This window comes from Nonomuraea sp. CA-143628 (assembly GCF_050942315.1).
GTDB lineage: Bacteria > Actinomycetota > Actinomycetes > Streptosporangiales > Streptosporangiaceae > Nonomuraea.
In genome coordinates this window covers 6821031-6838576 of sequence record NZ_CP192072.1, presented here as the reverse complement: position 1 = coordinate 6838576, position 17546 = coordinate 6821031, and the positions used below count along the sequence as shown (strand labels likewise).

Here is a 17546-nt window from a genome sequence, read left to right as displayed (position 1 = left end):
CAAGACGACGCCGGCGGCTCCGACCAACCGGTCGAAGGGCCCCGGCCGGGGCTCGCGACCACAAGGAGTACGAGATGAAGTTCCTGATCAGCATGCACATCAACCCGGCCGTCCTGGACGCGCTGACCGACGCGGAGAAGGCGGCGATCGGCGACGGCCACGGCGCGTTCATCGAGGCGCTGAAGAAGTCCGGCGAGCTGATCACCACCCAGGCGCTGGTCGACCCTTCGCAGGCTGCCGTGGTGTCCGTGCGCAACGGCCAGCCGGTCGTGACCGACGGCCCTTTCCTGGAGGCGAAGGAGTATCTGGGCGGCTTCTACCTGATCGACTGCGAGAACAAGGAGCGGGCGATCGAGCTGGCGACGCAGATCCCGGACACCGCGATCGAGGGTCTGGGGGTAGAGGTGCGGCAGGTGATGTTCGCTGACGGACAATTGGAGGCATGACGACATCGGCCATCGAGGACCTGCTGCGTGAGCTCACGCCGCAGGTCCTCGGCACGTTGGTACGGCGGAACGGGCAGTTCGAGGCGTGTGAGGACGCCGTACAGGAGGCCGTCCTCGCCGCCACCGTGCAGTGGCCGGCCGAGGGGCTACCGGAAAACCCGCGCGGCTGGCTGATGACCGTCGCGTCCCGGCGGCTCATCGACCAGATGCGCAGCGACCACGCGCGCCGCGAGCGGGAGTCGGCGACGGCCACCGAGGTGTCGGCCGGGGATGTGCCGGACACCGACGACACGCTCGTCCTGCTGTTCCTGTGCTGCCATCCGACGCTGACCGCGGCCTCCCAGACCGCCCTGACGCTGCGTGCGGTCGGCGGCCTGACGACCGCTGAGATCGCCCGCGCGTTCCTGGTGCCGGAGGCCACGATGGCGGCCAGGATCAGCCGGGCCAAACAGCGCATCAAGGCGGCCGGCAGCTCGTTCAGCCTGCCGGAAGGCGCCGAGCGCGAGGAGCGGTTGCGGGTCGTCCTGCACGTGCTCTACCTGATCTTCAACGAGGGTTACACCGCCTCTTCGGGCAGCGAGTTGCACCGCACCGACCTCGCGCACGAGGCGATCCGGCTGGCCAGGATGGTGCACGCGCAACTGCCCGAGGACGACGAGGTGACCGGCTTGCTCGCGCTGATGCTGCTGACCGACGCCCGCCGGGAGGCACGTACGACGGCGACCGGCGACCTGGTGCCGCTGGACGAGCAGGACCGTACGAAGTGGGACCGCGCGCTGATCGACGAGGGCACCGAGCTGGTCAAGGCATCACTGGCCGGCCCCGCGCTGGGGCCCTACCAGCTGCAGGCCGCCATCGCCGCCACCCACGACGACGCGGACACGGCCGCGGCGACCGACTGGGCGCAGGTGCACGCCCTGTACCTCGTCCTGGAACGGATCGCGCCCAACCCGATGGTCACCCTCAACCGGGCCATCGCACTCGCCGAGACCGAGGGCCCGCAGGCCGGGCTGGCCCTGCTGGCCACATTGGACAGTGACGAGCGGATGGCCGGGCATCACCGGTTGCTGTCCGTACGGGCGCATCTGCTGGAGAAGGCGGGCGACACGGCGGGGGCGTACGAGCACTTCCGGCTCGCCGCGAAGTCCACGGCCAGTATCGCCGAGCAGCGCTACCTGGAGTCCCGGGCCGGCCGGGTGCGAACGTCCTAGGCGGCATGTCACAGATGGGCGGGCTGTCTCGTCTCGGGTTCCGAAGACAAGCTCTGGGATCCGGAAGGTGATGGTCATGCGGGTGTTCGTGGCGGGCGGGGCCGGGGTGCTGGGGCGGCGGCTGGTGCCGCAGTTGGTGGCGCGTGGCCACGAGGTGACGGCGACGACGACGAGCACGGCCAAGCGGGGCCTGCTGGAGCGGCTGGGCGCCGAGGCGGTCGTGATGGACGGGTTGGACGCGGTGTCGGTCGGTGAGGCGGTGGCCCAGGCCCGGCCGGACGTGATCGTGCACCAGATGACGGCCATCTCCGGCAAGCCGGATATCAAGCACTTCGACCGCTGGTTCGCCACCACCAACCGGCTGCGCACCGAGGGGACGGACCATCTGCTGGCCGCCGCCGAAGCGACCGGTGTATCCCATTTCGTCGCGCAGAGCTATGGCTCCTGGAACGGCATCCGCGAGGGCGGATGGGTGAAGACCGAGGAGGACCCGCTGGACCCGACGAGCACGGGCAAGGGGGCGTCGGCGATCCGTCACCTTGAGGACGTGGTCGTCAAGGCCGGCGGCGCGGTCCTGCGCTACGGCGCGTTCTACGGGCCGGGCGCCACCGACGATCAGGTCGAGCTCGTGCGCAAGCGGCAGTACCCGGTCGTCGGCAACGGCGCCGGCCACAGCTCATGGGTGCATCTCGACGACGCGGCCAGCGCCACTCTCCTGGCCGTGGAGCGCAAGGTGAAGGGCGTGTTCAACATCGTCGACGACGAGCCGGCCCCGGCCCGCGAGTGGCTGCCCTACCTGGCGGCGTGCGCGGGGGCGAAGCCGCCGATGCGGGTCCCGGTGTGGCTTGCCCGGCCGCTGGCCGGCAGTACGGCGGTGGCGATGATGACCCAGGGGCGCGGCTTCTCCAACGCCAAGGCCAAGCGGGAGCTGGGCTGGCAGCTGCGCTACCCCTCCTGGCGGCAGGGCTTCAAGGAGGAGCTGGCATGACGCGCGCGGAGGAGTTCGTGGAGCTGCGGCCGCTGCTGTTCTCCATCGCCTACCGGATTCTGGGCAGCGTGAGCGAGGCCGAGGACGCGGTCCAGGAGACCTGGCTGCGCTACGAGGCATCCCCGACGCGACCCACCTCGACCAAGGCGTTCCTGTCGGCCACGGTGTCCCGGATCGCCATCGACGTGCTGCGCTCGGCCCGCGTCCGGCGGGAGGAGTACGCCGGGCAATGGTTCCCCGAGCCGCTGCTCGCCGACCCGTACGAGGATCCGGAGCGGTCGGCGGAGCTGGCCGACTCTGTATCGATGGCGGCCCTGTTGCTGCTGGAGCGGCTCAGCCCGCTCGAACGCGCGGTCTTCGTGCTGCGGGAGGTGTTCGGGTTCGGCTTCGGGGAGGTCGCCTCGGCGGTGGGCAGGTCAGAGGCGGCCTGCCGCCAGCTCGCCGTGCGGGCGCGCCGCCACATGGACGCGGGCCGCGCCCGGTTCGAGGCCGATCGACGGGAGCGAGCGGAACTCGCCGAGCGATTCTTCGACGCCTTCCGGGAAGGGAACGTCGAGGGCCTGCGGAAACTGCTCGCCGCCGACGTACAGATGATCGGCGACAGCGGCGGCAAGGCCCCGCTGTGGGGCAAGGGCGTCTTCGGCGCCGCGAACGTGGCCCGGACGCTGGCCGCGATCGTCGCGCCGTTCGCCCGGATCGGCGGCATCATGGAGCCGCACGAGGTGAACGGCCGGCCGGGCGCCATCTTCCGTGACCGGGACGGCAACGTCGTCAACATCCTGGCGCTCGACACCCTCGATGGGCAGATCCAGACGATCCGCGCGGTGCTCAACCCCGACAAGCTGCGGCACCTGGGTCCGGTGGCGGACGCCTGGGCGGTCGTTCGCGAGGCGAACCAGGCCCGCCGGCCCACGAATTGACCATACGCGCCGCTGGCGTTCCGATGCTTCTTCACGGAATGCCGGCCTGGTGGTGTCGTATCCAAGGAAGGACAGCCGTCATGTTCCTCACAGTCTTCGGAGCCAATGGTCCGACCGGCCGCCTGCTCACCGGCCAGGCACTCGCGGCCGGACATCAGGTCACCGCGGTCACCCGGCAGCCGGGCTCCTTTCCGCTGCGCCATGATCGGCTCGAGGTAGTCGGTGCCGACGTGCTCGACGCGGCGGCCGTCGACGCCGCCGTGGCGAAGCGGGATGCGGTGCTGTCAACGCTTGGAGTGCCCGCTGGGAAGGAGCCGATCAGCACCTATTCGCGGGGGGTGGCGAATATCGTCGCCGCGATGGAACGGCATCGGGTGCGTCGCCTCGCCGTGGTCAGCTCGAGCGGGGTCGCCCCCCACTCGTACTCCGATGGCGGTTTCCTGTTCAACCGAGTGGTGCTGCCGTACGTGACGCAGGTGCTGGGCAAGACGCTTTATGACGACATGCGGCGGATGGAGACGCTGGTCCGCGCCAGCGACCTCGACTGGACGATCGTGCGCCCGAGCGGGCTCTACCACCTGCCGTCGCCCACCGACTACACCGTCGTCGAGGGCCAGGCCGACGGCAGGTTCACCGCCCGTACGGACCTGGCCGCGAGCCTGCTGGCTCTGCTGGACGACGACCGCTACTTCCGTACCACCGTGAGCGTCATCACCACTGTCGACAATCCCACCTTGCTGCAGTGGATCCGCCGCGAAGCACTCGCCAAGAGCTGAGCCGACGGCTGTAACCATCCCTGGAAAGAACGGAAAGACACTATGAGCAAGATCTGGTTCGTCACCGGTTCGTCCCGCGGCCTGGGCCGCAGCTTCGTCGAGGCCGCGCTGTCCCGCGGCGACAAAGTGGCCGCCACCGCGCGAAACGCCGCAAGCCTCGATGGGCTGGTCGCCGCCCATGGCGACGCGGTGCTCCCGCTCGAGCTGGACGTGACCGACAAGGCCGCCGTCTTCGAGAGCGTGAAGCGGGCCAAGGAGCACTTCGGCCGTCTCGACGTCATCGTGAACAACGCGGGCCACGGCCTGTTCGGCGCGGTGGAGGAGCTGACCGAGCAGCTATTGCGCGACCAGCTGGAGACCAACCTGTTCGGCCCGCTGTGGGTCGTCCAGGCCGCGCTGCCCCACCTGCGCGAGCAGGGCGCCGGGCACATCATCCAGATCTCCTCGGTCGGCGGCCTGACCTCCATGCCGCTCGGCGGCGGATACCACGCCTCCAAGTGGGCCCTCGAAGGCCTGAGCGAATCCCTCGCCCAAGAGGTCGTCGGCTTCGGCATCAAGGTGACCATCATCGAGCCCGGCGGCTACGCCACCGGCGCGACCGCCGGCGCCGTCCGGGCCGAGGCCGACCCGCGCTACGACGGTCTGCGCGAAAACTTCCTCGCCTTCGCCGGGACGCTCGACGTCGGCGACCCGGCCGCCGCGGGCCGGGCACTCCTCACGATCGCCGACACCGACAACCCGCCCCTGCGGGCGTTCTTCGGCACCCAGGGCAACCAGATGGTCCAGCAGGTCTACGCCGACCGGCTCAAGACCTGGGCCGACTGGCAGGACCTCGCGGTGGAGGCGCACGGCCGCACCTCCGCGACCCCGGCGGCCTAACCTGCGGGATAGCGCAGACCACACCTTCATGGTCTCAGAGTATGAACTGTCGCTGGCATTCGCTATGCGAGCCGGTGGTTACCGTTAGAACTCTTGTTGGATTTCTCCGACTCGATCGGTTGCGACGGATGGTAATCGTGGGGTAATTTTCTGTCACAGCCGGGTGCCTGACTGAGCGCTCGGTCCCCGTCCCCGTTGGTGTTCGCGTCAACGGGATAGCGTCCGGCGGGGCGGTGGCCCAAGAGGCGCACTTCCTCCAGGAGTGCGCAATCAGGCCCTGACAACGCGGTTCTCACACCACGGTCCGCCCGGCTTGCCGGACGGACGCGGCTTCGGCTTCCACCGAATCACTGCCCGCCCTCGGCCGGGCGCGACGAGACTACGCCGATGTCCGCTTTACCTAGGTAAACACAGGGAACCGAAGACGCTGTCACCGGGCGCAGGACGTATTCGTAGGTCAGCGCACGGTACGGCTTGCTGAGGCCGCGGGCCTGGTAGTCGGCCGGGTCGTCGTGGAGTTCGGTCGTCTTGACGGCGGACGGCGGAGTCGGGCCTTCGATGGTGGCGTTCACGAGTGGGTCACCGTCGAAGTAGATCTGGGTGATGAGGGCGTGGCAACCGTCCGCGGAGACGATCGAGTGGATGTGCAGGGGGCGGACGCCCTGGACATCCAGCGCTCTGGTCAGGCCGGTCAGCGGGCTGTCGTCGTCCTCGTCGAAGCCGAGTGGTTCGATGCCGGGCATGACCGTACGGAACTCGTAGCGTCCGTCGCGGTCGGCGATGACCCTGGCCCGCAGGTTGTAGGTGGGGATGCCGGTGGAGTCGTTGGGGATGTCGAGCGGCCCGAAGTCTCCGGTCATCATCCCCGAGTAGACGCAGTTGGCGTCGTTCTGCCACACATCGAGGATCGCGCCCGGGAGCGGCTCGCCTGAGGTGGAGCGTACCGTTCCGGAGACGAGCAGCGGCTCGCCCGGTTCGTCCGCCCGCATGGGGAGGACGGCAGGGCTTTCCAGCAGCGGGGCGCCGGGCAGGTGCGCGGGCCCTTTCATCTCCCAGTGGCCGGCGCCGTCCTTCTCCGGGTGGGCGTAGGCGGCGCCCTCGGTGGCCTTCAGAGCCGCCTTGACGAACAGGACGCCCGCTTGCGGCAGCTCTCCGGCGTCGGCGGCGCGCTGGACCCAGCCGATCGCCTGGAACAGCTCTTCGGGCGTCACCTGGTGTTTTCCGATGACGTCGTCAACGGCGCGGCGCAGATCGCTGAAGACCACCTGAAGCCTGCTCTGGGGGTTGCCCATCTGCTCTTTCCTCTCCGGAGGGGGATGCATTAACTCCAACCTTGGAGTGAAGGTAACACGAGATCACTCCAACGTTGTAGTTGTGATGACTCCAAGGTTGAAGCTAGGGTGGTGGTATGGACAGTCCGGGAGAGCCGCGTTGGCTCGACGTCGAGGAACAGCAGAACTGGTACGCGCTCGCCTACGCGCTGATCCGCCTACCGGCCGCGCTCGACGCGCAGATGCAGCGTGACGCGGGCATCAGCCACTTCGAGTACCTCGTGCTGTCCGGGTTGTCGCTGATGCCCGACCACACCCAGCGGATGAGCGATCTGGCCATCTACACGGCCAGCACGCTGTCCCGGCTGTCCAACGTGGTCATCAGGCTTGAGAAACGCGGCTGGCTGCGGCGCACCCCAGATCCGACCGACGGCCGCTACACCCTGGCCATCCTCACCGAGGAGGGCAGGGCCAAGGTCGCCGCCAGCGCACCCGCGCACGTCAACGAGGTCCGCCGGCTCGTCTTCGACCCGCTGACCAAGGCCCAGCAGCAGCAGATGGGCCGCATCGCCCAGCGCATCCTGAAAGCCATCGACCCCGACACGCCTCGCATCGAGGACTGCATCCCGGACGCCGCTCCCCCACTCAACGGCGCCTGAGACACAAACGGCCGTCAGGCACGTTTCCCCACCCACAGCAAGGAGCTGAGTCGACCATGCCCACCATCGCCATCGTCGGAGCCGGACCCGGGCTCGGCCTGTCGATCGCCAAGGTCTTCGGCGGCCACGGATTCCAGGTCGCCCTGATCTCCCGCAGCAAGGACAACCTCGACGCCCTGGTGACCCGACTGGCCGAGGCCGGCATCACCGCCGCGGGCTTCCCCGCCGACGTCTCCGACCTTCCGGCGCTGACCGCCGCGCTGCAAGAGGCCGGCGAGCGCTTCGGCGCCATCGACGTCCTGGAGTTCTCCCCGTACAGCGGCCTGAACATGGTCGCTCCCGAACAGCTGAGCGTGGACGACCTCCGGCCCGAGATCGAGCACATCCTGTACGGCGCCGTGACCGCCACCCAGACGGCGCTGCCCGCCATGCTGGCCGTCGGCGCCGGAACCCTGCTGTTCAGTATGGGCGGCGGCGCCATCACCCCGTACCCGATGCTCGCCCACATGAATGCCGCACAGGCCGCGCTGCGCAACTGGGTCCACAACCTCCACAACACCCTCGCCGACAAGGGCATCCACGTCGCGAACGTCGCCATCAACGTCTTCATCGGCACCAACCCGCCCGAGGGCGTCCCGCACATGGCCCCGGACGACCTCGCCCAGCTCTACTGGAACCTCCACATCCGCCGCGACCAGGCCGAACACGTCGTCACCGCCTGACGGGCAGCGAAAGGGAGCACGACAGTGACCACACGGTTCACGGCCACCTCCACCGCCGCCGAAGTGGTGGCCGGCCTCGACCTGTCCGCTCGGCGAGCGGTCGTCACCGGCGGGGCGTCCGGCATCGGCGTCGAGACCGATGGCACGGCCCCTTGCACATCCTGGTCGACAATGCCGGGGCATGGGGCCTCCGCTGACCCGTACGCCGCAGCGCTGGGAGCCGCACTTCGGCCCTCCGCTCCCGAACATGTCCCCAGCCGCCAGGTTGCGGACTGAGGGATCAAGCTTGCGGTTCGTGATCGTTTCGGTGCGGTGAATATGGCTGATTGGGCGGGCCGTCTCATCGTGTTCGTGCGGCACGTTCGTCGCCGAGCTTGCCCAGGAGAAACCCAGGAGAAAGAAGGGGGTCAGCCCACAAAAGCCCAAAACCCACATTGAGATGGTCTTGAAGGGTTGGGCGGGTGGGTTTGATGAAGCTGTGATCTTCTTCGTCTGTTGTGTGCGTGTTCGTCTCGCTACGGTGTGTCTCGTTTGTTGAGCGGGCCGGCCGGGAGGCGTGTGCGGTGACGTCGGTGAGCGGACCGCCTATCGGGTGTTGCCGCGGTTGATGACGACGCGTGAGTTGTATCTGTTCTCCTCTCCTTCACAGGAGGAGAGGGCGTGGGCGCGGGAGAAGACCGACACCGATGAACACCTGTTGGCGTTGACCCTCGCGCTCAAGTGCTCTCAGCGGCTGGGCCGCTTCGCCAAGGCTCGTGAGGTGCCAGTCGTGGTGGTGGAGCACGTGCGGCGGTGTCTGGAGCTGATGGATCGCGGGATCGCGGCCCTGGTCGACCCGGCCCGGCTGGCGGCGATGGACCTGCCCGACCCGGCGTGAGTCGCCGGCCGGAATCGTCAGAAACGGTAGTGCGCGACCGTGGTGCCCAGCCTGGAGAAGGTCGTGCTGAGCGCCGACAGTCGGGTCCACAGGCGCAGGGCCGTCGGGAACTGGTCGACCTCGGGCTCCCGGGTGAGCAGGATGTGCCGGATCAGGGTCAGTCGCGGGTTCCACCGTACGGGGTCGAGGCGGTCGAAGCCGGGGGACTTGAAGAGGGGGACTAGGAACCGGCTGCCGGAGTAGTGTTTCGCGGCCCAGACGGTGAATCGGGTGTAGACGTTGAACGCTATCTCCCCGCTGGGAAAGTGGCTGGTGAGACGGTCCAGCAGAGTGATCATCTCTTCCTGGGAGAGGAAGGGCAGCACGCCGTCGGCGACGATCACGGCGGGGCGGTCGGCGGGGAGCGCCTCCAGCCAGCCGGGCTCGGTCAGGTCCGCGCCGATCGTGTGCGTGTGCGGCCGATCGGGGATGACCCGGTGCCGGGCGTCCACGACTTCGGGGAAGTCGACGTCATACCAGTCAGCCGTGTGCGGCGGGTCGATGCGGAGGGCCCGGGTGTCGAGGCCGGCCCCCAGGTCGATGCCGATCGCGTTGGGATGGCGGGCGATGAACTGCTGCGCGATCTCGTCCAGTTTCTTGGCGCGCTGGGCGACGTCGATGGCCGAGGCCGCGCTCCAGCGGAGTTTGCGGTGGTCGTAGCCGGTCTTTTGGATGATCTCGTAGGCCATGCGGTCTCCGAGCATGGGGCTTGGCAGGCGGCTGTCGAGTGCTCGGCCGCACAGCGTCACCCACAGGGTTTCCTGCAACGGGGTCAGGGTAGGAAGGGTCACTCCCATGATGTCCTCCAGGCTCAGGTGGTGGGCATGTCGCGTCGGGTGAATCCGGCCAGGCCGGCCGCGACGAAGGCTGCCGCGGCGACGGTCATGATGATCAGAGGCGCGGCCGCCATGTCCCCGCCGGGAAGTTTCGGTACGTGCTCGAAGACCGACAGGTCGATGACCCATTGGTCGAGCTGCAGTTCTCCGCCGACCCAGCCGAACAGCATGCTCACCATGGCCACGGCGAACGTGCCGGCGACCAGCCGGGGCAGCAGCCCGAACAGCGCGAACGCGATCCCGGTGAACACCCACACCACCGGGAGCTGCACGAGTGCTGCGGTCAGGAGACGGGGCAGCTCACGGGCGACGTCACCGGTGTTGAGTCCGTGCGCCAGGCCGGCGGCCGCCCCGAAGGCCACCACCCCGAGCGCAGGACCGAGCAGCGCGAAGGCGAAGTGGCTGCCCGCCCAGCGCAGCCGGTTGGCCGGCGTGGCCAGCAGAGGCTCGGCCCGGCCGTCGCGCTCTTCGTTCCTGAGCAACAGCGCGGACTGGATAGCGAAGCAGGCGCTGACCAGGCCGAGCATGGTCATCATGGGCCCGAGGAACTGGTCGACGAGCGTGCCCGGACCGCCGAGCCGGGCGAGCGCCTCTCGCGCCGCGGCACCGCTGTTGTCCATCAGCGCGCCGAGGCTCGCCGACATCGCGCCGATCACCAACCCGACCAGCGTGAGCCCCACGACCCTGCTGATCAGCGGGCCGCGGTGCAGCCGCCAGGCCAGCGCCAGCGGGCTGCGCAGGCGCGGTCCCGCGGCGGCCGGCCCCAGCCGGGCCTGGAACATGCCGCTGCCGAGGTCGCGCCGCGCCGACAGCACTATGGCCAGCGCACTGAGTGCGATGACGACGATGGCTGCGGGCGCGAGGACCCACCAACGCTCGCCGCTGTAGGGCCGCAGCGCCTCCGCCCAGCCGAGCGGCGTCAGCCACGACACCCAGGCCGGCCCGTCACTGGTCTGTCCCGCGATGTCCCCAATGCCGCGCAGGATGAGCGCGGCGCCGAGCACGGTGATCCCGATGGCGCGTGCGCCGCCCGCGCCCGTCGTGAGCTGCGCGGTCACGGCGCCGATCGCGGCGAACACGCAGCCAGCCGTCGCGAACCCGAGCCCGAGCGCCAGGGAACCCGCCACCGGCAGGTCCTGGCCGATCAACGCCAACGCCGACGCCACGCCCAGGACGAGGCTGGCCACACAGGTGACGATCAGGGCGGCGGCCAGGTTCGCGTGCCGCGCCACCGCGGTCGCCCCGACCAACTCGCGCCGCCCGGCCTCCTCTTCCGTACGCGTGTGCCGGACGACCGTGAGCAGGGCGAGCAGCCCGACCATGAACGTGACGAACCCCGACCGCCAGGCCACAAGCTCGCCGAGGCTGGAGCCGTTCAGCACGCCGTAGGCGACGGTGAAGGCCCTGGTGTGGACGCTGGTCTCGTAGTAGGCCTGACGAGCCTCGGCCGTAGGGTACGCCCCGGTGAACGCGCCGACGAACACCACGGGGACCAGGCAGATGAAGACCACCCACAGGGGCAGCAGCCACCGGTCACGCCGCAACACCAGGCGGACGAGCTTTCCGGTGCCTGTCAAGGGGTTCATCGTGCCGCCTCCGCGTGCCTGCCACCGGCGCTCGCGCCCGCGCGGTCGTAATGCCGCAGGAACAGCTCCTCCAGCGTCGGCGGCCGGCTGACCAGGCTGCGCACGCCCACTGCGGTGAGCTGACGCAACGCCGCGTCCAGCGCGGCGGCGTCGACGCTGAAGCGCACCCGGCCGCCGTCGGCACGCAGACCGTGCACCCCCGGCAGGCCTGCCAGCCCGTCCGGTGAGCCGGCCAGCTCGGCCTCGATGGCGGTGCGGGTGAGGTGGCGCAGCTCGGCCATGGTGCCGGACTCCACGGTACGGCCGTCGCGGATGATCGTGACGTGGTCGCAGAGCGCCTCGACCTCGGAGAGGATGTGGCTGGACAGCAGCACCGTACGGTCACCCGCGCGCTGCACTTCCTGGATCGTCTGCCGGAAGACCTCCTCCATCAGCGGGTCCAGGCCGGAGGTGGGTTCGTCGAAGACGAGGAGTTCGGCATCGGAGCACAGCGCGGCGACCAGGGCCACCTTCTGCCGGTTGCCTTTGGAGTAGGTGCGGCCCTTCTTGCGCGGGTCGAGGTCGAAGCGTTCGATCAGTTCGTCCCGGCGCCGCCGGTCGAGGCCGCCGCGCAGCCGGCCGAGCAGGTCGATGGTCTCGCCGCCGGACAGGTTGGGCCACAGGGTGACGTCGCCGGGCACATACGCCAGGCGGCGGTGCAGTTCGCCGGCCTGTGTCCAGGGGTCGCCGCCGAGCAGCCGGGCGGTGCCCGCGTCGGGGCGCATCAGGCCCAGCAGGATCCTGATGGTGGTGCTCTTGCCCGCGCCGTTGGGCCCGAGGAATCCGTGCACCTCGCCGACCCGTACGACGAGGTCGAGGCCGTTCAGTGCCCGGGTCGGGCCGAACGACTTGACCAGTCCGGCCATAGTGATGGCATCGGTCTCAGCCATGATGGGTGTCCTTGCGCTGGAAATGATCTCCCTGCTCGGCCTCCCAGGCGGTCCGGGCGGCCTTGAGCATCGTGTCGTCCACGTACATGCCGTGGGTGTAGATCTCGAGCATGGGCACACCGACGCGCTGCAGCACGTCGAGGCCCATGCGGTCGTAACCGAGCGTCCGCGTCAGGGCCGGCGCCATGGTCAGCGTGGCGAGGCTGATCTGCACGGTGAGCACGGCCAGTGCCCGCACGTCCGAGGAGGGGCGCATCGAGCCATCGGCGATTCCGGCCCGGAAGAGCTCCTCGGTCTCCTCCACCAGCGTGTTGACGAACGTGGTGGCCGCCGAGGAGTCCTCCTCGATCGCGCGCACCATGTACTGCATGTGGAGGCCGTATTCCTCCGGGTTCGCCAGATATTCGCGGGACAGATCCGGCACGCCGGCCGGGCGGGCGGAGGTCCGGGCCCGCCGCACCAGTATCTGCAGGACATGATCGTCGCAGACGCTGCGCAGATGGTCCTTGCTCCCGAAGTGGCGAATGATCAGGGCGGCGCTCACTCCTGCGGTGGCCGCGATGGCACGCAGGTTTGTCTTCTGGAAGCCGTCGCGGGCGAAGTGCGCGATGGCGGCATTACGGATCTTGGCCTGAGCGGTCAGATCCGACAAGAGAGATGAACACACGTTTACTAGAATAAACATGTGTTCAGCGGCGTGGCAATCCGGGGTCAGAACGTGGTCAGGACGATCTTTCTGTGGACGTCCCGTCGTTCGAGTGCCCGATGCGCCTCGGCGTCGGCCAGTACGGCCTCGCTGTAGTCCCGGGGAAATTTCCAACGGATTTGCCTGACCTGCACTGATGCGGGCAGGTTCCGGTCGTTGATCACTTCCGCTACGGTTCGTACGGTCCTGACCGGGTTGCGGTGTGGAGGTGGTCGATGTCGACCCGGATGTTCTCCGAGGACCAGCTGGAGCGGCTGCGGTCCTCCCCCGACATCAGCCGTGAGGATCTGATCCTGGCGTCGTAGTGGCGGGTGGTGTTGGGGATGTCGGCGTAGCGCTGCAGCAGGTCCACGGCGTCCATCACCGGCCGGTAGGCGGTGTTGTTGCACTTGAACTCGATCGCCGCGAGGAGCTTGGGCAGCATCCGCCGGTAGTAGGAGGTGTAGGAACTGGTCAGAACCGTCCGCACCCGCGCCTTGTAGGCCCTGGCGTCCGCCTTCGCCTCGGCCACCAGCGCCTGCAGCATCGCCTCCCCGCCCGGCACCGCCGGGAACACCACCTGCCGGACTGTGCCCTCCGGCGCCCGCAGCGACGCCTCGGCGATCGAGAACAGCTTCTCGGTCTTGCGATGCACCTTCTTGGCCTCGGCCTCGATCGCCTTCTCGACCTTCCGCTCCGCCCGGGTGTTGATCTTCGACACCAGGCCGATGAACAGATCGACCAGCGCGTCGGTGATCTCCGTCGTCCGTGACCATGCCGGCGCTGCCACCAACGTCAACCGGACCGGCGGCTGGTTGGCCGCGAAGTCCGACGGGTGCGAGGCCATCGCCCGCGCCCGCCAGGAGGCCACCAGCCGATCGGAGTATCCTACGCCGAACAGATCCGCCGACAGTCCCAGCGCTTTGGCCCGCCGCAGCTTGACGATCTCCTCCAGCAGCGTCTCCAGCCCCAGACGTCCGGGGTCGGACTTTCAGCTCCAGCAGGAACCCGTCCTCACCCGTGGCCAGCTCCCACAGCGACCGCGCCGAGTGTGCCGAAAGCCCGTTCAGCACATGCAGGCAGAACTCCCGCTCGAACCGAGCCCGGCCCGCGCCCATGATCCGGTCCAGCCGCCCCGGCGGCTCGATCTTCAACGTCCGGCAGCGCCTCAGCAGGGCCGCCCGCAGCCCTTCGTCCGTGAACACCATCGGGCAGATCTTGTCTGCCAGCCACTCGGCCAGCACATCCTCATCCGCCCGGGTCGACTCCCGAAACCCCAGCGCGTCCCGCACCTAGGCCCGGTGTCGCTCGATCGACCGGCCCGACCAGTCGTACTCCGCCAGCAACGCCGGCTCGACCTTCACCTGGCCGGCCATGTAGTCCACCGCGGCCTTGGGCAGCTCACCCACGTGCCGCGGGAACCGGCCCTCTTGCTCGAAGAATTTCAGCATCAGGCCGAACCCCAGACGGGTCGCCCCCGTCTTGTTCCCCACCAGCTCCCAGTCGCCGTCCAGCAGCGTCCACGCCGCGATCAGCTCTTCCGGTTCCCACTCTCGACGCACCCGAACCCGCCCCTCCACCCGACCGCCGCCGACACGAACACGATCAAGCAGAAGCCCCACCCAACCAGTCGCATTCACCGCTCCGAAACGATCACGAACCGCAATCGTGACCTCTCATTCCGCTACCTGGCGGCTGAGGACATGTTCGGGCGCGGAGGGCCGAGGCCGAGCCCCTCCACCCGGACAACCCGCACGGAGGCGTCGCGGGCCACGCGCTGGACGCCGACCAGGCCGCCCGCCTGTGGGAGGTCTCCGTCACGTCGCCGGACTCCGGGAAGCATGGCCCTGACCTGCGGGGGAAGTGGGGTTCCTAGGGCTGTACCGCGAACGCCCGAAGGAGTGCATCGTGAGCGCCACCACTCCCCGCTCGTCCGGCCGACCCCTGGCGCTGGTGACCGGCGCGTCGGCCGGGATCGGTTACGAACTGGCTCGGTTGTTCGCCCGCGACGGCTACGACCTGGTGGTCACCGGCCGCAGCGACAAGATCTACCAGGCCGCGGCCGCCTTCGAAGAGGAGGGCGCCCAGGTCGTCCCGGTACAAGCCGACCTCGCCCAATACGACGGCGTCGAGGACGTCTGGCAGGCCACACAGGCCACCGGCCGGCCGGTGGAGGCGGCCGTACTCAATGCCGGCCGCAGCATCGGCGGCGCCTTCCTCGACACCGACCTGGACGACGAACTGGACCTGATCTCCCTTAACGTCGCCTCGGTCGTCCACCTGGCCAAGCACGTGGCCCGGCACATGGCCGTCAACCGCGACGGAAGGATCCTGATCACCTCATCCCTGTCGGCGACCCTGCCCACGCCGTACGAGACCGTCTACGGGCCCTCCCGCGCCTTCACCTACATGTTCGCCGAAGGCCTGCGTGAGGAACTGAAGGAGTACGGCGTGAGCGTGACCGCCCTGCTGCCCGGAGCCACCGACAGCGACTTCCACGCCCGTGCCGGCATGGCCGACACCGCCTTCGGGACGGGGGCGAAGAAGAACAGCCGCCTCGACGTGGCCCAGCAGGGCTTCGATGCCCTGATGGCGGGCAAGGACCATGTCGTGGCCGGCGACGGAGCCACCAAACGCACCGCCCTCATGCACCGGTTCTTGCCCGAGACGTTCAAAGCCGCCCGCCACGCCCACAAGGCCAAACCTCGCGCGTAGGAAGGTCAGACGACCTCGAGGTTGGCCATCATGCCCATGTCCTCGTGTTCGGCATTGTGGCAGTGAAAGAGGTAACGGCCGCGGTAGCCGTCGAAACGGGTGATGATCTCCACCGATTCGCCCGGCCGAAGCGAGACGGTGTCCTTGAGCCCCGCGTCGTACGGCAACGGCGGCCGGCCGCCGCGCGAGAGCACCCGAAAGCCGACCAGGTGCAGGTGGACGGGGTGATGGACGTCGGCGACCAGCCGCCACACCTCGACCTCGCCGAGACCGACGGTGACATCGGAGCGGGCGGGGTCGAACGGCAGCCCGCCGATCAGCCAGCCGTGGTCACCACCCATTCGCCCGGTGCGGAAGGAGAACTCGCGCGTCCTGACGGCCTCCGAGCGGCGCCAGCCCGGCAGGTCCGTGGAAAGGATGCCGGGGACGCGGCTGTCGTCGGTGGCCCTGCGCGCGACGCGGAAGGCCATCACGTCGCGGGTACGCCCGGTGCCCAGCCGGTTGACGATTCTCACCCGGCTGCCGACCGGCAGGCCCGCGAAGTCGATGATCACGTCGTAGCGTTCGGCGGGCGCGATCGGCAGGAGCCGGTGGGTGACCGGCGCCGCGAGCAGTCCCTGGTCGGCGCCGATCTGGACGAGGTCGAGCGGGCGCCCGTCGTCGCTGACCGCTTCGAGCTCGTAGTGGCGGGCGTTGGAGGCGTTGAGGACGCGCAGCCGGTAGCGGGCCGCGTCGACCTCGTGCACGGGCCAGGGCGCGCCGTTGACCAGGATCACGTCACCGAGGACCCCGGCGAGGTACGGCTCCTGTACGCCCGGCCGCCCACGCAGAGCGGGGTAGGCGAGGCCGCCGTCGGCGGCGAACGCCCGGTCGGCGATCATGAGGGGCAGTTCGCGCCGCCCCGAGGGCAGGCCAAGGGCGTCCTCGGCGTCGTCGCGGACGATCTGCAGCCCGGCCAGGCCGCGCCAGATCGCGGGGGCGGTGAAGTCCATCCGGTGGTCGTGGTACCAGAGCAGCGCGGGCCGCTGATCCAGCGGGAAGGTGTAGTCGCGCGTCAGCTCGGTCACCGCCGCCCGCGGATCGTGGCCGTGCCCCATGTGCGTGGTGGTCTGCGGCCAGCCGTTGGGCAGGACGAGGTCGGTCGGGTACCCGTCGGAGGCCGCCGGGGTCCGACCGCCGTGCAGGTGTACGACGGTCGGCACGGGCAGCTCGTTGTGGTGCGTCACGGTGATCGGCCGGCCGCGGCGCGCCTCGATCGTCGGCCCGGGGAAGGTGCCCTCGTACGTCCATAGCGGTGTCCTGATCCCTGGCAGGATCTCCGCGCTCGCCGCGCGCTGGGTGATCTCGTACCGGTCTGCTCCGCCCGAGGTGCCGACCGGCGCCAGTACGGCGGGAATCGGCAGCGGCACGAGGAACGGCGGCGGCAGCGGTACGGCACTGCGCAACTCGGCCCCGGTGATCGACGGCCGGCGGGCCAGCGCGGCCGAGGCCGACAGCCCGGTGGCCGCCATCAGCCCGAGCGCCCCGCCGATGCCCAGAACCCGGCGCCGGGTCAGGCCCTCACGCATGGTGGACCTCCCGCCGCGGCGCTTTGCCGTCACGTACGTGACCGCCGCCCACCCAGACGGCGATGAACAGTACGACGAGCGCGACGACGGTCATCACACCCAACGGGATGTGCAACCACAGCGCGCCGTCCAACCCGGCGAAGTACTGCACGGTCTCGGCCGCCACCACCGCCACCGTGGCCAGGAACGGCCAGATGCGGCGCAGCCGAATCCACACCACGATCGCCACGATCACCTGCAGGTAGCCGATGGAGGTGACCACGTCGGCGCCGACCGCGTGCCAGCGCAGACTGTCGAAGTCACCGGTCAGATACGCCCCGGCGAATACCGGCTGGCCGACGATCGCCACCACATGCGCGCTGACGACGGCCCGCAGTGTCCACCCCGTCGGTGTCGTCCGATGCGCGGGCATGGTGAGCATGCGATATCCCCCCTCATG

The 17546-nt window shown here is 69.3% G+C and carries 22 protein-coding genes; 11 read left to right on the top strand and 11 right to left on the bottom strand.

The genetic code is table 11. The annotated features are described in order from the left end of the window. The first annotated feature begins 74 nt into the window (after window positions 1-74). From ACQP2T_RS31290 to ACQP2T_RS31265, 6 genes are all read left to right on the top strand, one after another. Window positions 75-446 (top strand): YciI family protein, encoded by a 372-nt coding sequence (locus ACQP2T_RS31290; RefSeq protein ID WP_357955210.1) that lies wholly within the window; start codon window positions 75-77, stop codon window positions 444-446. Next, window positions 443-1657 (top strand): RNA polymerase sigma factor, encoded by a 1215-nt coding sequence (locus tag ACQP2T_RS31285; RefSeq protein WP_433519643.1) that lies wholly within the window; start codon window positions 443-445, stop codon window positions 1655-1657. The genes ACQP2T_RS31290 and ACQP2T_RS31285 overlap by 4 nt, the downstream gene beginning before the upstream one ends. 76 nt (window positions 1658-1733) lie before the next feature. Next, window positions 1734-2645, top strand: coding sequence for an NAD-dependent epimerase/dehydratase family protein (locus ACQP2T_RS31280; protein ID WP_433519642.1), 912 nt, complete (start codon window positions 1734-1736; stop codon window positions 2643-2645). Further along, window positions 2642-3565 carry an RNA polymerase sigma-70 factor gene (locus ACQP2T_RS31275; RefSeq protein WP_433519641.1) on the top strand — a complete coding sequence of 308 codons (924 nt, stop codon included), beginning with the start codon at window positions 2642-2644 and terminating at the stop codon, window positions 3563-3565. The genes ACQP2T_RS31280 and ACQP2T_RS31275 overlap by 4 nt, the downstream gene beginning before the upstream one ends. Window positions 3566-3645: 80 nt before the next feature. Beyond that, window positions 3646-4341, top strand: coding sequence for an NAD(P)-dependent oxidoreductase (locus ACQP2T_RS31270; RefSeq protein WP_433519640.1), 696 nt, complete (start codon window positions 3646-3648; stop codon window positions 4339-4341). A gap of 42 nt (window positions 4342-4383) precedes the next feature. Then, entirely contained in the window at window positions 4384-5220 is an 837-nt protein-coding gene (locus ACQP2T_RS31265; RefSeq protein ID WP_433519639.1) for an SDR family NAD(P)-dependent oxidoreductase, read from the top strand. Window positions 5221-5567: 347 nt separating this feature from the next. Here ACQP2T_RS31265 and ACQP2T_RS31260 read toward each other — a convergent pair whose 3' ends face one another. After that, on the bottom strand, window positions 5568-6512 hold the full coding sequence (locus tag ACQP2T_RS31260) for a hypothetical protein (RefSeq protein WP_433519638.1): 945 nt from the start codon (window positions 6510-6512) through the stop codon (window positions 5568-5570). A 116-nt stretch (window positions 6513-6628) separates the two neighbouring features. Here ACQP2T_RS31260 and ACQP2T_RS31255 point away from each other — a divergent pair, with 116 nt between their 5' ends. From ACQP2T_RS31255 to ACQP2T_RS31240, 4 genes are all read left to right on the top strand, one after another. After that, a complete protein-coding gene (locus ACQP2T_RS31255; protein ID WP_433519637.1) occupies window positions 6629-7150 on the top strand; it encodes a MarR family winged helix-turn-helix transcriptional regulator in 522 nt (173 codons plus the stop codon). Window positions 7151-7206: 56 nt separating this feature from the next. Further along, complete coding sequence (locus ACQP2T_RS31250) at window positions 7207-7872, top strand: SDR family NAD(P)-dependent oxidoreductase (protein ID WP_433519636.1); 666 nt, start codon at window positions 7207-7209, stop codon at window positions 7870-7872. Between the two features lie 24 nt (window positions 7873-7896). Beyond that, the gene (locus ACQP2T_RS31245) at window positions 7897-8148 is read left to right on the top strand and encodes a hypothetical protein (RefSeq protein ID WP_433519635.1); all 252 of its coding nucleotides are present in this window, start codon (window positions 7897-7899) and stop codon (window positions 8146-8148) included. A gap of 280 nt (window positions 8149-8428) precedes the next feature. Next, a complete protein-coding gene (locus ACQP2T_RS31240; RefSeq protein WP_433519634.1) occupies window positions 8429-8749 on the top strand; it encodes a DUF4158 domain-containing protein in 321 nt (106 codons plus the stop codon). Between the two features lie 17 nt (window positions 8750-8766). On the opposite strand, the gene ACQP2T_RS31235 is transcribed toward ACQP2T_RS31240, so the two are convergent. From ACQP2T_RS31235 to ACQP2T_RS31200, 8 genes are all read right to left on the bottom strand, one after another. Next, a complete protein-coding gene (locus ACQP2T_RS31235; RefSeq protein WP_433519633.1) occupies window positions 8767-9555 on the bottom strand; it encodes a class I SAM-dependent methyltransferase in 789 nt (262 codons plus the stop codon). Between the two features lie 44 nt (window positions 9556-9599). Next, window positions 9600-11210 (bottom strand): ABC transporter permease, encoded by a 1611-nt coding sequence (locus tag ACQP2T_RS31230; protein ID WP_433519632.1) that lies wholly within the window; start codon window positions 11208-11210, stop codon window positions 9600-9602. Continuing rightward, window positions 11207-12139: an ATP-binding cassette domain-containing protein gene (locus ACQP2T_RS31225; RefSeq protein ID WP_433519631.1), complete on the bottom strand. Its 933-nt coding sequence runs from the start codon at window positions 12137-12139 to the stop codon at window positions 11207-11209. Before ACQP2T_RS31225 ends, ACQP2T_RS31230 begins: the two co-directional genes overlap by 4 nt. Further along, window positions 12132-12806, bottom strand: coding sequence for a TetR family transcriptional regulator (locus ACQP2T_RS31220; RefSeq protein ID WP_433519630.1), 675 nt, complete (start codon window positions 12804-12806; stop codon window positions 12132-12134). The genes ACQP2T_RS31225 and ACQP2T_RS31220 overlap by 8 nt, the downstream gene beginning before the upstream one ends. Window positions 12807-12850: 44 nt before the next feature. Continuing rightward, a complete protein-coding gene (locus ACQP2T_RS31215; protein ID WP_433519629.1) occupies window positions 12851-13009 on the bottom strand; it encodes a hypothetical protein in 159 nt (52 codons plus the stop codon). A 5-nt stretch (window positions 13010-13014) separates the two neighbouring features. Further along, a complete protein-coding gene (locus tag ACQP2T_RS31210; RefSeq protein ID WP_433519628.1) occupies window positions 13015-13695 on the bottom strand; it encodes a hypothetical protein in 681 nt (226 codons plus the stop codon). Between the two features lie 421 nt (window positions 13696-14116). After that, window positions 14117-14386, bottom strand: coding sequence for a DUF4158 domain-containing protein (locus ACQP2T_RS31205; protein ID WP_433519627.1), 270 nt, complete (start codon window positions 14384-14386; stop codon window positions 14117-14119). 122 nt (window positions 14387-14508) lie between these two features. Then, window positions 14509-14667, bottom strand: a complete 159-nt coding sequence (locus tag ACQP2T_RS31200; RefSeq protein ID WP_433519626.1) for a hypothetical protein — start codon at window positions 14665-14667, stop codon at window positions 14509-14511. 65 nt (window positions 14668-14732) lie between these two features. Here ACQP2T_RS31200 and ACQP2T_RS31195 point away from each other — a divergent pair, with 65 nt between their 5' ends. Next, on the top strand, window positions 14733-15539 hold the full coding sequence (locus ACQP2T_RS31195) for an SDR family NAD(P)-dependent oxidoreductase (RefSeq protein WP_433519625.1): 807 nt from the start codon (window positions 14733-14735) through the stop codon (window positions 15537-15539). A 5-nt stretch (window positions 15540-15544) separates the two neighbouring features. Here the strand turns inward: ACQP2T_RS31195 and ACQP2T_RS31190 are convergent, their stop codons facing one another. After that, entirely contained in the window at window positions 15545-17107 is a 1563-nt protein-coding gene (locus tag ACQP2T_RS31190) for a multicopper oxidase family protein (RefSeq protein ID WP_433519624.1), read from the bottom strand. Continuing rightward, on the bottom strand, window positions 17100-17528 hold the full coding sequence (locus tag ACQP2T_RS31185) for a hypothetical protein (RefSeq protein ID WP_433519623.1): 429 nt from the start codon (window positions 17526-17528) through the stop codon (window positions 17100-17102). The genes ACQP2T_RS31190 and ACQP2T_RS31185 overlap by 8 nt, the downstream gene beginning before the upstream one ends. Window positions 17529-17546: the final 18 nt, after the last annotated feature.

Coding starts and splice junctions, on each gene's coding strand:
- ACQP2T_RS31225 (WP_433519631.1), bottom strand. CDS start 12,139: ATGGCTGAGACCGATGCCATCACTATGGCCGGACTGGTCAAGTCGTTC.
- ACQP2T_RS31260 (WP_433519638.1), bottom strand. CDS start 6,512: ATGGGCAACCCCCAGAGCAGGCTTCAGGTGGTCTTCAGCGATCTGCGC.
- ACQP2T_RS31190 (WP_433519624.1), bottom strand. CDS start 17,107: ATGCGTGAGGGCCTGACCCGGCGCCGGGTTCTGGGCATCGGCGGGGCG.
- ACQP2T_RS31285 (WP_433519643.1), top strand. CDS start 443: ATGACGACATCGGCCATCGAGGACCTGCTGCGTGAGCTCACGCCGCAG.
- ACQP2T_RS31250 (WP_433519636.1), top strand. CDS start 7,207: ATGCCCACCATCGCCATCGTCGGAGCCGGACCCGGGCTCGGCCTGTCG.
- ACQP2T_RS31290 (WP_357955210.1), top strand. CDS start 75: ATGAAGTTCCTGATCAGCATGCACATCAACCCGGCCGTCCTGGACGCG.
- ACQP2T_RS31280 (WP_433519642.1), top strand. CDS start 1,734: ATGCGGGTGTTCGTGGCGGGCGGGGCCGGGGTGCTGGGGCGGCGGCTG.
- ACQP2T_RS31275 (WP_433519641.1), top strand. CDS start 2,642: ATGACGCGCGCGGAGGAGTTCGTGGAGCTGCGGCCGCTGCTGTTCTCC.
- ACQP2T_RS31270 (WP_433519640.1), top strand. CDS start 3,646: ATGTTCCTCACAGTCTTCGGAGCCAATGGTCCGACCGGCCGCCTGCTC.
- ACQP2T_RS31265 (WP_433519639.1), top strand. CDS start 4,384: ATGAGCAAGATCTGGTTCGTCACCGGTTCGTCCCGCGGCCTGGGCCGC.
- ACQP2T_RS31185 (WP_433519623.1), bottom strand. CDS start 17,528: ATGCTCACCATGCCCGCGCATCGGACGACACCGACGGGGTGGACACTG.
- ACQP2T_RS31255 (WP_433519637.1), top strand. CDS start 6,629: ATGGACAGTCCGGGAGAGCCGCGTTGGCTCGACGTCGAGGAACAGCAG.
- ACQP2T_RS31230 (WP_433519632.1), bottom strand. CDS start 11,210: ATGAACCCCTTGACAGGCACCGGAAAGCTCGTCCGCCTGGTGTTGCGG.
- ACQP2T_RS31200 (WP_433519626.1), bottom strand. CDS start 14,667: ATGCTTCCCGGAGTCCGGCGACGTGACGGAGACCTCCCACAGGCGGGC.